This is a genomic window from Streptomyces sp. NA04227 (assembly GCF_013364195.1).
Lineage (GTDB): Bacteria > Actinomycetota > Actinomycetes > Streptomycetales > Streptomycetaceae > Streptomyces.
Genome location: NZ_CP054918.1, coordinates 210,976 through 227,432, shown reverse-complemented (window position 1 = coordinate 227,432; position 16,457 = coordinate 210,976). Strand labels below are relative to the sequence as shown.

Genomic DNA, 16,457 nt, shown 5'->3' with positions numbered 1-16,457 from the left:
CCCTCGCGAGATGGACAACGAACAGAAGCTTCTCGATCACCTCAAGTGGGTGACGGCCGAGCTTCGCCAGGCCCGGCAGAAGCTGCGCGAGGCCGAGGCGGGGGAGCCCGAGCCGATCGCCGTCGTCTCCATGGCCTGCCGCTACCCCGGCGGCGTCCGCTCGCCCGAGGACCTGTGGCAGCTCGTCCGTGAGGGCCGGGACGCGGTCAGCGGCTTCCCCGTCAACCGCGGCTGGGACCTGGCCTCCCTCTACGACGCCGACCCCGACCGGCTCGGCACCAGCTATGTGCGCGAGGGCGGCTTCGTCCACGACGCGGGCGACTTCGACGCGGAATTCTTCGGCATCTCCCCGCGCGAGGCCCTGGCCATGGACCCGCAGCAGCGGCTGCTCCTGGAGACCTCCTGGGAGGCCTTCGAACGCGCGGGCGTCGACCCGACCGCCGTCTCCGGCAGCCGCACCGGAGTGTTCGTCGGCACCACGTACACGGGCTACGGCAGCGAGCGCGAGGGCGCCGCCGAGAACGTCGAGGGCCACCTGATGACCGGCATCGCGACCGCCGTCGCCTCCGGCCGCCTCTCGTACACCTACGGTCTCGAGGGCCCCGCGGTCTCCCTGGACACCATGTGCTCCTCCTCGCTGGTCGCCCTGCACCTGGCCGTGCAGGCGCTGCGCCAGAAGGAGTGCGCGCTCGCGCTCGCGGGCGGCTCGCAGATCATGTCGACCCCGGACGTGTACATCGAGTTCAGCCGCCAGCGCGGGCTCTCCCCGGACGGCCGCTGCAAGCCCTTCGCCGCCGCGGCCGACGGCACCGGCTGGTCCGAGGGCGTCGGCGTACTCCTCCTGGAGCGCCTCTCCGACGCTCGCCGCAACGGCCACCAGGTCCTCGCCGTCGTACGGGGCTCCGCCATCAACCAGGACGGCGCGAGCAACGGCCTCACCGCACCCAACGGCCCCTCGCAACAGCGGGTCATCGAACAGGCCCTGGCCAACGCACGCCTGTCCTCCCATGAGGTCGACCTCGTCGAGGCGCACGGCACCGGCACCACCCTCGGCGACCCCATCGAGGCCCAGGCCCTCATCGCCACCTACGGTGCCGCCCGGCCCGAGGGCCGCCCGCTGTGGCTCGGCTCGATCAAGTCGAACATCGGACACTCCGCCGCCGCGGCGGGCGTCGCGGGCGTCATCAAGGCAGTGATGGCCGTACGCGAGGGCGTCCTGCCCAAGTCGCTGCACATCGACGAGCCCACGCACGAGGTCGACTGGTCCTCGCGCGCCGTCGAACTGCTCACCGAGGAACGCCCCTGGGCAGACGAGGCCGAGCGGCCCCGTACGGCGGCGGTCTCCTCCTTCGGCGCGAGCGGCACCAACGCGCACGTGCTGGTGCAGGCCGCTCCCGAGGCCGACGAGTCCGCCGACGCCGCCGGGGCAACCACCCCTGAGCCCGCCGCCACCGCCCTGACCGGCACGGCCCTGCCCTGGGTCCTCTCCGGCCGCACCCCCGAGGGCCTGCGCGGCCAGGCCCGCTCCCTGCACGACTACGCGTCCACCACGGCCACCGCTCCGGCGGACGCGGCCCTCGCCCTCGCCACCACCCGCGCCGGCCTGGAACGTCGCGCCGTCGTCCTCGGCCAGGACCGCGACAGCCTGCTCACCGGACTCTCCGCCCTCGCCGACGGCCTCCCGGCCGCGCACACGGTCGAGTCCTCGGTGATCACGGGTGCCGATCGTGCGGTGTTCGTGTTCCCTGGGCAGGGGTCGCAGTGGGCGGGGATGGCGGTCGAACTCCTGGATTCCTCGCCGGTGTTCGCGTCGCGGCTCGGTGAGTGCGCGAAGGCTCTTGAGCCGTTTGTGGAGTGGTCGCTGACGGATGTGTTGCGGCAGGTGGAGGGTGCGCCGGGCTTTGACCGGGTGGACGTCGTCCAGCCGGTGTTGTGGGCGGTGATGGTGTCGCTGGCTGAGGTATGGCGGGCGGCTGGTGTGGTCCCTGCTGCGGTGATTGGTCACTCGCAGGGCGAGATCGCCGCTGCTGCTGTCGCGGGTGCGTTGTCGTTGGACGACGCGGCGAAGGTGTCGGCTCTTCGGGCGAAGGCGCTGTTGGCGCTCGCGGGCAAGGGCGGCATGGTGTCCGTTGCCGACTCTGCGGAGAACGTTCGTACGCGCATCGCCGGGTGGGGTGAACGTCTGGCCCTCGCTTCGGTCAACGGTCCTCAGTCCACGGTGGTTTCGGGTGATCCCGAGGCCCTGGACGAGCTCATGTCGGCCTGCGAGCAGGACGAGGTCCGTGCCCGCCGTATCAACGTGGATTACGCCTCGCACGGCCCGCAGGTCGAGCAGATCCGCGACGAAGTCCTCAACGCCCTCAAGGGTATTGACCCGCGCGCGGCCGAGGTTCCGTTCCTGTCCACGGTCACCGGCGAGTTCGTAACCGGCTCGGAGTTGGACGCTGAGTACTGGTACACCAACCTCCGCAACACGGTCCAATTCGAGCGCACCGTACGGCAGTTGCTCGAATCCGGGCACTCCGTGTTCCTGGAGTCGAGCGCGCACCCCGTACTGACGGTCGGAGTTCAGGAGACCATCGACGCTGTCGGCTCGCCCGCTGTCACGCTCGGCACCCTGCGCCGCGACGAGGGCGGCCCGCAACGCCTCCTCGCCTCCTTCGCCGAGGCATGGACCCACGGCGCCCCCGTCAACTGGACTGCGACGGCCGGAAGTTCGGTCGCCCCGGCGAAGGACCTGCCGACCTACGCCTTCCAGCGCCGCACGTACTGGTTGCACGGCGCGACTGCGACGGGCGCGTCCGGCACGGTCGATGCCGTCGAGGCGGAGTTCTGGGAGTCGGTGGAGAGCGCCGATGTCGAGGCGCTGTCCAGTTCGCTGGAACTCGACGACCCGCAGCCGCTGGCGGAACTGCTTCCGGCGCTCTCCTCCTGGCGGCGGCGCCGTCGGGAGCGCGGTGAACTCGACACCTGGCGCTACCGGATCGACTGGCAGCACCTGGCCGACAGCACGCCGCCCGCGCTCGACGGGACCTGGCTCCTTGTCACCTCGCCGGGCGTCGACGACTCCGTACGAGAGACCGCCGAGACGGCGCTGACCGAGCACGGCGCACAGATACAGGCGCTGACCGTGGCCGTCGGTGCCGAACGGGCCGAACTGGCACGGCAGTTGATCGGGATCGAGGTGGAGGACGGCCCCTTCGCCGGGGTGCTGTCGCTGCTGCCCACCGCCGAGAGTGCGGACGCGACCGACGCGCACGGTGGGCCCGCCGCGACCCTTGTCCTGGTCCAGGCCCTGCACGACGCGGAGTTCGAGGCCCGGCTGTGGAGCGTCACCCGGGGTGCGGTCGCGGTTGCCGACGAGGCTCCGGTGAACCCCGAACAGGCGCAGACGTGGGGGCTCGGCCTGGTGGCCGCGCTGGAACACCCGGGCCTCTGGGGCGGGTTGATCGATCTGCCGGTGGAGGCGGACGACCGTACGGCGTCCCGGCTGGCCGCCGCGCTCGGCGCGGGCGAGGAGGACCAGCTCGCCGTACGGGCCCAGGGTTCGTACGTACGCAGGCTGGCCCGTTCCCCGCTGCCCGGCGGCGAGGTGTCCCTCTGGGAGCCGAGCGGGACCGTACTGGTCACCGGCGCCACCGAGCCGGTCGGCACCCGTACCGCGCGGCTGCTCGCGGCCTCCGGCGCCCGGCGTCTGCTGCTCACGGTGGCCCCGGGCGAGGCCGAACCGGCCGCGCTGGTCGCCGAGTTGGCGGACTCGGACGTACACGCGCAGCTGCTGGTCTGGGACGGCATCGACGCCGCGGTGCTGCGGGCCGCCGCCGAGCGCGCCGCACAGGCCGGGGCACCGGTACGCGCCGTCTTCCACGCGGCCACCAGGGTCGACCTCGCGCCTCTCGGCGACACCACCGCCGAGCACCTTGCCGCCGTTCACACAGCCAAGGTGGCCTCCGCGTATGCCCTGGACGAGGCCTTCGGCGAGGAACTGGACGCCTTCGTGCTGTACGCGTCGGTGACCTCCTATTGGGGCGGCGGGGAGCATGCGGCCTTCGCCGCCGCCAACGCCGAGCTGGACGCGCTCGCGGCCCGCCGCCGCGCGCGTGGCCTGGCTGCCACCGCCGTGGCCTGGGGCGTGTGGGACCTGTTCGACGCCGAGACCAACCCCGAGGAGGCGCGGGAGCTCCAGACCCGCTCCGCCGACCGGGGGCTGCCGCTGCTCGACCCGGACACCGCCTGGCAGGCCCTGCGTCTTGCCCTCGGCCGGTCCGAGACCGCGATCGCCGTCGCCGATGTCGACTGGCCGCGCTTCCTGCCCCTGTTCACCTCCGCCCGGCCCTCGGCCCTGCTCTCCGGCCTCCCCGAGGCGCGCGGCCTCGGCGGCGAGCAGACCGACACAGTTGCCGGCCCGGACTCCTCGGCCGCCGCGGACGCGCTGCGCGACAAACTCGCCGGCCTGTCCGCCACCGAGCAGGACCGCCTGCTCAGCGACCTGGTGTGCGCCCACGCCGCGGCCGTGCTCGGGCACGCCTCTGCCGACTCCGTCGACCCCGAACGGGCCTTCAAGGACCTCGGGTTCGACTCCCTGACCGCGGTCGGCCTGCGCAACGGCCTGGGCGCGGCCACCGGTCTGACCCTGCCCGCCACCCTCGTCTTCGACTACCCGACGCCCGTGGCGATGGCGGGCTACGTACGCGATCACCTCCTCGTCACCGAACGGCACGAGGCCACCGCCGAAACGGTGCGCTCGGGGCTCGACCGGCTTGAGTCGGACCTGCTGTCCGTCGCACTGGACAAGGACGAGCGCAAGAGCCTGACCCGGCGCCTGGAGGGCCTCCTGTCCCGGCTCAAGGAGGCCCAGGCCGCCTCCGACGAGGAGTCGGTGAGCGGAAAGCTCGACTCGGCTTCCGACGAAGAGATCTTCGCCTTCATCCGAGAGGAATTCGGACGGCCCGAGTAGGCAGGGCGTCGGTTCCGGATCGGTCAGCAGTTCCCACTGAGAATTTCGAGAGGTCCCCCATGGCGAAAGAAGAGACGCTCCGCGATTACCTGAAGTGGGTCACGGCCGATCTGCACGACACGCGCCGCCGCCTCAGGGAAGTCGAGGACGCCGGACACGAGCCGCTGGCGATCGTCGGCATGGCCTGCCGCTTCCCCGGCGGCGTCGGCTCGCCCGAGGAGCTGTGGCAGCTCGTCTCGGAGGGCGGCGACGCCATCGGCCCGTTCCCCGCCGACCGCGGCTGGGACCTCGACGCGATCTACGACCCGGACCCCGAGCGCTCCGGCCGCACCTATGTCCGTGAGGGCGGATTCCTTTACGACGCGGGCGAGTTCGACCCGTCCGTCTTCGGTATCTCGCCCCGCGAGGCCATGGCGATGGACCCGCAGCAGCGGCTCGTACTGGAAACCGCCTGGGAGGCCTTCGAGCGCGCCGGGATCAACCCGCAGTCGGCGCGCGGCAGCCGCACCGGCACCTTCGTCGGCTGCTACAACCTCGACTACTGCTGGTCGCTGCCCGAGATCCCCGAGGGCTACGAGGGCCACCTCACCACCGGCAGCGCCTCCGCCGTCGTCTCCGGCCGCATCGCCTACACCTTCGGCCTCGAAGGTCCGGCGGTCTCCGTGGACACCGCCTGCTCCTCCGGCCTGGTCGCCCTGCACATGGCCGCCCAGGCACTGCGTACGGACGAGTGCTCCATGGCGCTCGTCGGCGGTGTGACCGTGATGTCCACGCCGCTGGAGTTCATCGGCTACAGCGAGCAGCGCGGCATGGCCGCCGACGCGCGCTGCAAGGCGTTCTCCGCCGACGCGGACGGCATGGCCCTCGCCGAGGGCGCGGCCATGCTCCTCGTCATGAAGCTCTCCGACGCCGAGGCCAAGGGCCACCGCGTCCTCGGCGTCATCCGTGGCTCGGCCACCAACCAGGACGGCGCGAGCAACGGGCTCACCGCCCCGAACGGCCCCGCCCAGCAGCGCGTCATCAAGCAGGCGCTGGCCAACGCCCGCCTGACCACGCAGGACGTGGACGTCGTCGAGGCGCACGGCACCGGCACCGCCCTCGGCGACCCGATCGAGGCGGGCGCCCTGCTCGCCACGTACGGCCAGGGCAGGAACGGCGCCGAGCCGCTGCGTCTCGGCTCGGTGAAGTCCAACATCGGCCACACCCAGGCCGCTTCCGGCCTCGCCGGTGTCATCAAGATGGTCATGGCGATGCGGCACGGCGTCCTGCCCAAGTCGCTGCACGCCCAGGAGCCCTCGCCGCACATCGACTGGACCTCCGGCGACGTCGCACTCCTCACCGAGGCCACCGACTGGACCACCCCCGACGACCGGCCCCGCCGCGCCGCCGTCTCCTCGTTCGGCATCAGCGGCACCAACGCCCACATCGTCCTGGAGCAGTACGTCCCGACCGCCACCGAGGACGCCGGGGTGAAGGACGGCGGGGCGAAGGACGGCGGCAAGGACGGCGACAAGGGCCGGGCCGCCGCGGACAAGGGCGGCAAGGACGCCGGTGACGGGCAGGGCACGGAGGCCGAGGTGGTCACCGCCGAGGCCGTACCGGTCGCGGTCACCAGTTCCCTCGTCCCGTGGACGGTCTCCGCCAAGCTTCCCGACGCCCTGCGCGGACAGGCCGCACGGTTGCGCGAGTTCGCGGAGGCGGAGCACGACCTGCGCCCCGCCGATGTCGCCGCCGCCCTTACCCTCACCCGCGCCGCCCTGGAGAGCCGGGGCGTCGTCCTCGCCGAGGACCGCGACGGCTACGTCGCCCAGCTCAACTCCCTTGCCGAGGGCGCGCCTTCCGCGGGCGCCGTCGAAGGCGCCGTCGTCAAGGGTGCCGATCGTGCGGTGTTCGTCTTCCCGGGGCAGGGGTCGCAGTGGGCCGGTATGGCGGTCGAACTGCTGGATTCTTCACCGGTGTTCGCCTCTCGGTTGGGTGAGTGTGCGAAGGCGCTTGAGCCGTTCGTGGAGTGGTCGCTCGTTGATGTGCTGCGGCAGGTGGAGGGTGCGCCGGGCTTTGACCGGGTGGACGTCGTCCAGCCGGTGTTGTGGGCGGTGATGGTGTCGCTTGCTGAGGTGTGGCGGGCGGCTGGTGTGGTGCCTGCTGCGGTGATCGGTCACTCGCAGGGGGAGATTGCCGCTGCTGCTGTCGCGGGCGCGTTGACGTTGGAGGACGCGGCGAAGGTGTCGGCTCTTCGCGCGAAGGCGCTGCTGGCGCTCGCGGGTAAGGGCGGCATGGTGTCCGTTGCCGACGCGGCGGAGAACGTTCGCACGCGTATTGCGAGTTGGGGCGATCGGCTCGCACTCGCGTCGGTCAACGGCCCCCAGTCCACGGTGGTTTCGGGTGCCCCGGAAGCGCTGGATGAGCTCATGTCGGCGTGCGAGAAGGACGAGGTCCGTGCCCGCCGCATCAACGTGGACTATGCCTCACACGGCCCGCAGGTGGAGCAGATCCGCGACGAAGTCCTCAACGCCCTCAAGGGTATTGAGCCGCGCGGGGTCGAGGTTCCGTTCCTGTCCACGGTCACCGGCGAGTTCGTAATCGGTACGGAGCTGGACGCCGAGTACTGGTACACCAACCTCCGCAACACGGTCCAGTTCGAGGGCGCTGTAAGGCAGTTGCTTGAGCGTGGCCACGGTGCGTTCATCGAGTCGAGCGCACACCCCGTACTGACAGTCGGCGTGCAGGAAACCATCGACGCGGTCGGCTCGCCCGCCGTCACGCTCGGCACCCTGCGCCGTGACGAGGGCGGTCCGCAGCGTCTGCTCGCCTCCTTCGCCGAGGCATGGACCCACGGCGCACCCGTCAACTGGGACACCGTGCGCCCGGCCTCCGCCGACGCGAGCACCGTCAGCCTGCCCACGTACGCCTTCCACCGCCAGCGCTACTGGCTGGAGGTCGCCGCTTCCGGCGCCGGTGACGTCGCCGCGGCCGGGCTGGGCTCCGCGGACCACCCGCTGCTCGGTGCGACCGTACGGCTGGCCGAGGGCGACCAGACCGTGCTGACCGGACGACTCTCGCTGCGCACCCACCCCTGGCTCGCCGACCACGCGGTGAGCGGAACGGTGCTGCTGCCCGGAACGGCCTTTGTGGAACTGGCGGTTCGCGCCGGGGACGAGGTCGGTTGCGACACGCTCGAAGAGCTCACCCTGGAAGCGCCGCTGATCCTGCCCGAGGACGGGGCGGTACGGCTGCAACTGGTGGTCGGCGCCGCCGAGGGCGACGGGCGGCGTCCGGTGGCCCTGTACTCGGCGCCCGAGGACGCCGACGAGCGGACGGTCTGGACCCGGCACGCCACCGGCCTGCTCGGCTCCGCCCGCAGCAAGGCCGCCTTCGACCTGAGCGCCTGGCCGCCGCCCGGCGTGGAGGCGGTCTCGCTCGACGGTTTCTACGAGAAGCTCGCCGGAGCCGGTTACGAGTACGGGGCCGCCTTCCGCGGACTGACCTCCGTATGGCGCGACGCCTCCGGTGCGGAGGTCTTCGCCGAGGTCGCCCTCGACCCCGACCACCACGACGAGGCGGCCCGCTTCGGGCTGCATCCGGCGCTGCTCGACGCCGCCCTGCACGCGGGCCTGGTCTCCGCCGCACACGGCGAGGGCGGGGGAGTGCGGCTGCCGTTCGCCTGGAACGGCGTCACGCTGCACGCCGTCGGTGCCACCACCCTGCGGGTGCGGATCACCTCGGCCGGGGACGGTGCCGAGGCCGGAGTCGCCCTTGAGATCGCCGACAGCGCCGGGCAGCCCGTCGCCTCCGTCTCCTCGCTGGTCTCCCGTGCCGTGGAGACCGCGCGGCTCGGCGCGGCGGCGAGGCCGCAGGACGACTCGCTGTTCCGGCTCGTCTGGCAGGAGGCCACCGGCGAGACCGAGGCGCCGTCCGTGGCGAACTGGGTACTGCTCGGCGAGGACCGGCTCGAAGTCGCCGCCGACTTCGAGCAGTTGGGGCACTTCCCGCAGATATTCGATGAGGTGGCCGTGCTCGGCGACACCGTCGACGCGGGACTGCCCGCACCCGAGGTCGTCATCGCCCCCGTCGGCCCGGCCGTGCGCGGCGGCTCTTTCGCCGAGGACGTACAGCGCGCCACCGCCGACTTCCTCGTGGTGCTGCGGGACTGGCTCGGCGACAGCCGTCTGGAGCACAGCAAGCTCGTCGTCGTCACGCGGGGCGCCGTCTCCGTACGCACCGGGGACGACGTCACCGACCTGGTGCACGCCCCGCTGTGGGGTCTGGTGCGCTCCGCGCAGGCCGAGAACCCGGGCCGGATCCTGCTCGTCGACCTCGACCCCGGCCTTGAGTCCGGCCCCGATGGGGCCGAGGCCGCCGCTCTGCTGCCGCGTGCCGTCGCCCTTGCCGAGCAGCAGGGCGAGCCGCAGGCGGCGCTGCGCGAGGGCGGGGTCCTGGTGCCCCGGCTCAGCCGCGAGCGCGCGACCCTGGCACTGCCGGACGGCGACAACTGGCGTCTGCTGCCGGGCCGTTCGGGCACGCCCGACGACCTGTCCCTGGCTCCTGTCGCCGAACTCCCGCTCGGCGAGGGCGAGATCAGGATCGCGGTGCGCGCGGCCGGGCTGAACTTCCGTGACGTGATGATCGCGCTCGGCATGTACCCGGGCGAGGCCACCATGGGCAACGAGGGCGCGGGCGTGGTCGTGGAGACCGGGCCGGGGGTCACCGACCTGGCCGTCGGCGACCGGGTCATGGGCCCCGTGCCGGGTGCGTTCGGCCCGCGTACCACCGTCGACCGGCGCCTGGTCGCCAAGGTGCCCGAGGGCTGGACCTTCGAACAGGCCGCCTCGGCCACCACCGCCTACCTCACCGCGTACTACGCCCTAGTCGACCTGGCGGGGCTCACCTCCGGCGAGAAGGTGCTCGTCCACGCGGCGGCCGGTGGTGTCGGCACCGCCGCGGTCCGCCTCGCCCGGCACCTCGGCGCCGAGGTCTTCGGCACGGCGAGCGAGGGCAAGTGGCAGGCGTTGCGCGCGGCCGGGCTCGACGCCGCGCACATCGGCTCCTCCCGCGACGCCTCCTTCGAGGGGCACTTCGCACCGGCGGGCGGCCTCGATGTCGTACTGAACTCGCTGAGCGGTGAACTCACCGATGCCTCCCTGCGGTTGCTGCCCGGCGGCGGACGCTTCATCGACATGGGCAAGACCGACATCCGCGAGGCCGCGGCCGTGGCCGCCGCCCACGAGGGCGTCACCTACCGGGCCTTCGACCTCCTCGAGGCGGGGCCGGACCGGATCGCCGCGATCCTCGCCGAGCTGCTGCCGCTTTTCGAGTCCGGCGCGCTCGCACCGCTGCCCGTGCGCGGCTGGGACGTACGCCGCGCGGGCGAGGCGTTCCGGTTCATGGCGCAGGCCCGGCACACCGGCAAGCTCGTCCTCACCATGCCGCAGGCCTGGGACCCCGAGGGCACGGTGCTCATCACCGGTGGCACCGGCACCATCGGCGCCCTGCTCGCCAAGCACCTGGTCCGCGAACGGGGCGTACGCCACCTGTTGCTGACCAGCCGTCGCGGCGCCGACGCCCCGGGAGCATCCGAACTCGCCGCGGAACTGGCCGAGTTGGGCGCCACCGCAGAGGTCGCCGCCTGCGACGCGGCCGACCGCGAGCAGCTCGCCGCCCTGCTGGCCGCCGTACCCGACGAGCGTCCGCTGCGGGCAGTCGTGCACGCCGCCGGTGTGCTCGACGACGGCGTGATCGCCTCACTGACCCCCGAACGGCTCGCCCATGTGATGCGGCCCAAGTCGGACGCCGCCGCGCACCTGCACGAGCTCACCGCGGACCTGGACCTCACCGCCTTCGTGCTGTTCTCCTCCGCGGCCGGTGTCATCGGCGGCCCGGCCCAGGGCAACTACGCGGCCGCCAACGCCTTCCTGGACGCCCTTGCCCAGCACCGCGCCGCCCGCGGGCTGCCCGCGGCCTCCCTGGCCTGGGGCCTGTGGGGCGAGGCCAGCGGCATGACCGGGCACCTCGGCGAAGAGGACGTGGCCCGGATGGCCCGCTCCGGCATGGTCGCCTTCAGCGCCGAGGAGGGCATGGCCCTGTTCGACGCCGCCCACGCCACCGGCGAACCCCTGCTCGCCCCGGTCCACCTGGACCCCGCCGCCCTGCGCACCATGGCCGCGTCCGGCGCGCTGCCCGCCCTGGCCCGCTCGCTGGTCCGGGCACCCGGCCGCCGCACCGCCCAGGCCGCCGGCGAGGGCTCCGGCTCCGCCTTCGCGCGCCGACTGGCCTCACTCACCGCGGACGACCGCCACCGGGCACTGCTCGACCTGGTCCGTACCCACGCCGCGGCAGTCCTCGGCCACTCCGGACAGGGCGCGGTCGGCGCCGAACGTGCCTTCAAGGACCTCGGCTTCGACTCGCTGACCGCCGTCGAACTGCGCAACCGGCTCGGCGCGGCCACCGGTCTGCGGCTGCCCGCGACCGTCGTCTTCGACCACCCGACACCGGCCGCGCTCGCCCGGCAGATCGGCTCCGAACTCCTGGGCGCCGCACCGGAGTCGGCGCCCGAGCCGCTGTCGGCACCGACCGGTGCCACCGAGGACGACCCGGTCGTCATCGTCGGCATGGCCTGCCGGTTCCCCGACGGGGCCGACTCGCCGGAGAACCTGTGGCAGCTCGTCACCGAGGGCCGCGACGCCATCGGCCCCTTCCCGACCGACCGCGGCTGGGACCTGGAGGGCATCTACGACCCCGAGCCGGGCATCCCCGGCAAGAGCTATGTGCGCGAGGGCGGATTCCTGCACGACGCGGGCCGCTTCGACCCCGAACTCTTCGGGATCTCGCCGCGCGAGGCGCTGGCCATGGACCCGCAGCAGCGGCTCGTCCTCGAAGGGACCTGGCAGGTCTTCGAACGGTCCGGTATCGACCCGGCCGTACTGCGCGGCAGCAGGACCGGCGTCTTCGTCGGCGCGGTGCCCTCCGGCTACGCCACCGAACTGGCCGAGATCCCCGACGGTGTCGAGGGCTACTTCGGCACCGGCCTGTCCAACAGCGTGATCACCGGCCGCGTCGCGTACACCTTCGGCCTGGAAGGCCCCGCGGTCACCGTCGACACCGCCTGCTCGTCCGGCCTGGTCGCCCTGCACCTGGCCACCAACGCGCTGCGGCAGGGCGAGTGCTCGATGGCGGTCGCGGGCGGTGTGGCCGTGATGTCGACCCCGGTGGAGTTCATGGAGTTCGGGCGGCAGCGCGCGCTCGCCCCCGACGCCCGCTGCAAGGCCTTCGCCGAAGGCGCGGACGGCACCAGCTTCTCCGAGGGTCTCGGTGTGCTGCTCCTGGAGCGGCTTTCCGACGCGCGCCGCAACGGGCACCAGGTGCTCGCCGTCGTCCGCGGTTCGGCCACCAACCAGGACGGCGCGAGCAACGGTCTTACGGCGCCCAGCGGTCCCTCGCAGCAGCGGGTGATCCGGCAGGCGCTGGCCAATGCCCGCCTCCAGCCGCAGGACGTGGACGCCGTCGAAGCCCACGGCACCGGCACCAGCCTCGGCGACCCCATCGAGGCACACGCCCTGCTCGCCACCTACGGCCAGGGCCGGGGCGAGGACCGGCCGCTGTGGCTCGGCTCGCTGAAGTCCAACATCGGCCACACCCAGGCCGTGTCCGGCATCGCCGGTGTCATCAAGTCCGTCATGGCGCTACGGCACGGACTGCTGCCGAGGACCTTGCACGTCGACGCGCCTTCCGGGCACATCGAGTGGGACACCGGCGCCGTCGAACTGCTCACCGAGGACATCGCCTGGCCCGAGACGGGCCGTGCCCGACGTATCGGCGTCTCCTCGTTCGGCATCAGCGGCACCAACGCCCACGTCATCCTGGAACAGATCACGGACGACACCGCCGTAGCCGAGGACCGTGAGCCGGAGCCGGGACGCGAGCCCGCCGTCGCCGACGTACTCGCCCCGGCCCTCGCCTGGCCGCTGTCCGGCAAGAACCCCGCGGCCCTCCAGGCCCAGGCCGCACGGCTCGCCGCGCACCTCGCGGACGAGAAGGACCTGTCCCTGTCGGACGTCGGCTTCACCCTGGCCACCGCCCGCGCCCAGCTCGACCACCGCGCGGTCCTCGTCCTCGACGGCCGCGACACCGCCCTGAGCGGACTCGGCGACCTGGCCGAGGGCATGCCGTCGGGCAGCGTCGTCTCCGGCGCCGTGGACGTGTCCGGGAAGACGGTGTTCGTGTTCCCGGGGCAGGGCTCGCAGTGGGAGGGCATGGCGGTCGAACTCCTGGACTCCTCCCCGGTGTTCGCGCAGCGCTTCGCCGAGGTGGCCGCAGCCGTCGAGGCGCATGTCGACTGGTCGGTGGAGGCCGTCCTGCGCGGCGCCGAGGACGCGCCGTCGCTGGAGCGCATCGAGGTGCTTCAGCCGGTTCTCTTCACCGTGATGGTCTCGCTGGCCGCCGTCTGGCGTGCGGTCGGCGTCGTGCCGGACGCGGTGGTCGGCCACTCGCAGGGCGAGATCGCCGCCGCGGCCGTCTCCGGTGCGCTGTCGCTCGAGGACGCCACCCGCATCGTGGTGCTGCGCTCGCAGCTCTTCGCCGAGGAACTGGTGGGCAAGGGCGCCGTCGCCTCGGTGTCCCTGCCCGCGACCGAAGTGACCGAGCGCCTCGCCCGGTTCGGCGAGGTCCTGTCCCTCGCGGGCAACAACGGCCCGCGGTCGGTGACGGTCGCCGGTGAGGTCGCCGCCCTCGAAGAGCTGGTCGCCGAACTGGAGGCGGAGGGCGTACGGGCGAAGGTGATCGGCTCCACGGTCGCCTCCCACTGCGCCCAGGTCGACCCGCTGCACGACCGCATCCTCGACCTGCTCGCGTTCGTGGAGCCGCGTGAGGGCAGCGTGCCGTTGTACTCGACGGTGACCGGCGACGTGCTCACCGGCAAGGAACTCGACGCCGCGTACTGGTACGAGAACTGCCGCCGCCCGGTGAGCTTCGAACCGGTCGTACGGGCCCTGCTCGCGGACGGGTTCGACGTGTTCGTCGAGTCGAGCGCCCACCCGGTACTCACGTACGGCATCGGCGAGACCGCCGAAGGGGCCGGACGGGAGATCGTCGCGCAGGGCACCCTGCGCCGCGAGGAAGGCGGGCTCGCCCGCTTCTACAGCTCGCTCGCGGGCCTGTGGACGCGCGGCGTGGCCGTGGACTGGAACGCCGTCCTCGCCGGACGCGGCGCCCGGCGCGTCGACCTGCCGACCTACGCCTTCCAACAGCAGCGCTACTGGCTGGAGTCGAGCGGCGCCGACGCCCTCGCCCCGGCGGCCGTGGAACCGACCGCCGGATTCTGGACCGCCGTCGAGAACGAGGACCTGGACGCGCTCGCCGAAACCGTCGGCGTGGACGCCGGACTGCCGCTGCGCGAACTGCTTCCGGCACTGTCGTCCTGGCGGCGCGGACAGCAGGAGCGGACCACCGTCGACTCCTGGCGCTACGACGTGACATGGGCGCCGCTGCCGGACAGCGGACCGGCCGGGCTGGACGGCACCTGGCTGGCCGTCCTGCCCGCCGAGAGCGCCGAGACGGCCCGGATTCAGGCCGTCCTCGACGCGCTCACCGACCGTGGCGCCGAACTGCGCACCCTCCGGCTCGACCCCTCGGCGCCCGACCGCGACTCCTGGGCCGAGGCGCTCGCCGAAGCGGCGGGGGAGGACCTGACCGGTGTGGTCACGCTCTTCGCCGAAGCGCCTGACGCGGGCCCCGCCGTCACCGGCACCCTGGTCCTTCTCCAGGCCCTCACCGACGCCGAACTCGGCGCCCCGCTCTGGGCGTTGACCCGTGGCGCGGTGTCGACGGCCGCGGACGGACCCGCGGATCCGGTACAGGCCCAGCTCTGGGGCCTCGGCCGGGTCGCCGCACTGGAGCAGCCCCGCGACTGGGGCGGCCTCATCGACCTGCCCGAGGAACTCGACACCCGCGCCGCCGACCGTCTCGTACGGGTACTGGCCGGACTCGACGACGAGGACCAGGTCGCCCTGCGCACCGCCGGAGCACTCGGCCGCCGCCTCACCCGCGCCACCCTCGCGGACACCGAACCCGTCCGCACCTGGCGGCCCTCGGGCACCGCACTGGTGACCGGCGGCACCGGTGGCGTCGGCGCCCATGTCGCACGCTGGCTCGCCGCCCACGGCGCCGAGCACCTCGTGCTCACCAGCCGCCGTGGCCCCGAGGCGCCCGGTGCCGCCGAACTCGCCGCGGAGCTTAGGGAGTTGGGTGCCGAGGTCACGGTCGCCGCCTGCGACGTGTCGCGGCGCGAGCAACTCGCCGAGGTCCTGGCGGCGATCCCGGCGGACAAGCCGCTCAAGGCCGTCGTGCACGCCGTCGGCGTTGTCCAGACCACGCTGATCGGGGAGACCTCGGCCGAGGAGTACGCCCGCGTCAACGAGGGCAAGATCCGCGGCGCTCAGCACCTGGACGAGCTGCTCGGCGACACCGACCTCGACGCCTTCGTCCTGTTCTCCTCCAACTCCGGGGTCTGGGGCAGCGGCAGGCACAGCTGCTACGCCCCCGGCAACGCCTACCTGGACGCCTTCGCCGCTCGGCGCAGGGCCAGGGGCCGTACCGCCACCTCGCTGGCCTGGGGTGCCTGGGGCGGCGGCGGAATGATGGAGGGCGAGGGCGTCGAGGAGTACATGCGCAAGCGCGGGGTCATCGAGATGGCTCCCGAACTCGCCCTCGCCGCCATGGTGCAGGCCGTCGAGCACGACGAGGTGTTCCGGGCCGTCGCCGACGTGGACTGGGAGCGCTTCGTGCCCGGCTTCACCTCCGGTCGGCCCAGCCCCCTGATCACCGGCCTGCCCGAGGTGCGCAAGGTGCTCGCCGCGGACCGGGCCGCCGAGCAGGAGTCCGGCCCCGCCTCCGGTGCCGCGGCCAAGCTCGCGGAGCAACTGGGCGCCGCCACCGCGGCCGAGCGGGAGTCGATCCTGCTCGACCTGGTACGCACCCAGGTCGCCGCCGTACTCGGTCACGCCTCCGCCGGGGACATCGAGCCGACCCGGGCCTTCAAGGGCCTCGGCTTCGACTCGCTGACCGCCGTCGAACTGCGCGACCGGCTCGGCGCCGCCACCGGTCTGAAGCTCCCCGCCACGCTCGTCTTCGACTACCCGAACCCGACCGCCCTCGCCCAGCACCTGCGCACCGTCGTGCTCCCGGACTCCGCGCAGCCGGTCGGCTCCGTACTCGACGAACTCGACCGGCTGGAAGGGGCGTTGGCCGCCGCCGAGCCGGACAGCGACACCCGCACCAAGCTCAAGAAGCGCCTGGAGGCGCTGCTGTGGACCTGGGGCCAGAACCCCGCCGAGGCAGCGGCCGACGCCGAGGAGGGCGACCTGGAAGCGGCCTCGGCCGACGACATGTTCGCCCTGCTCGACAAAGAGCTCGGCACCTCCTGACCCGACCACAACCGACCACCGGCCGGCACCGGCCCGGCCGCCCCGCAGCAGGGCGGCCGGGCCGGACCGGCCCTCCGCCGCACGCG

Annotated in this window: 2 protein-coding genes; both read left to right on the top strand. The window is 73.0% G+C overall.

Annotation, left to right across the window (positions count from 1 at the left end; genetic code table 11):
- Positions 1-10 precede the first annotated feature (10 nt).
- The gene (locus HUT18_RS00830; protein ID WP_176096859.1) at positions 11-4,957 is read left to right on the top strand and encodes a type I polyketide synthase; all 4,947 of its coding nucleotides are present in this window, start codon (positions 11-13) and stop codon (positions 4,955-4,957) included.
- Positions 4,958-5,016: 59 nt separating this feature from the next.
- Positions 5,017-16,371, top strand: coding sequence for a type I polyketide synthase (locus tag HUT18_RS33460; protein WP_254878367.1), 11,355 nt, complete (start codon positions 5,017-5,019; stop codon positions 16,369-16,371).
- Positions 16,372-16,457: the final 86 nt, after the last annotated feature.

Coding starts and splice junctions, on each gene's coding strand:
- HUT18_RS00830 (WP_176096859.1), top strand. CDS start 11: ATGGACAACGAACAGAAGCTTCTCGATCACCTCAAGTGGGTGACGGCC.
- HUT18_RS33460 (WP_254878367.1), top strand. CDS start 5,017: ATGGCGAAAGAAGAGACGCTCCGCGATTACCTGAAGTGGGTCACGGCC.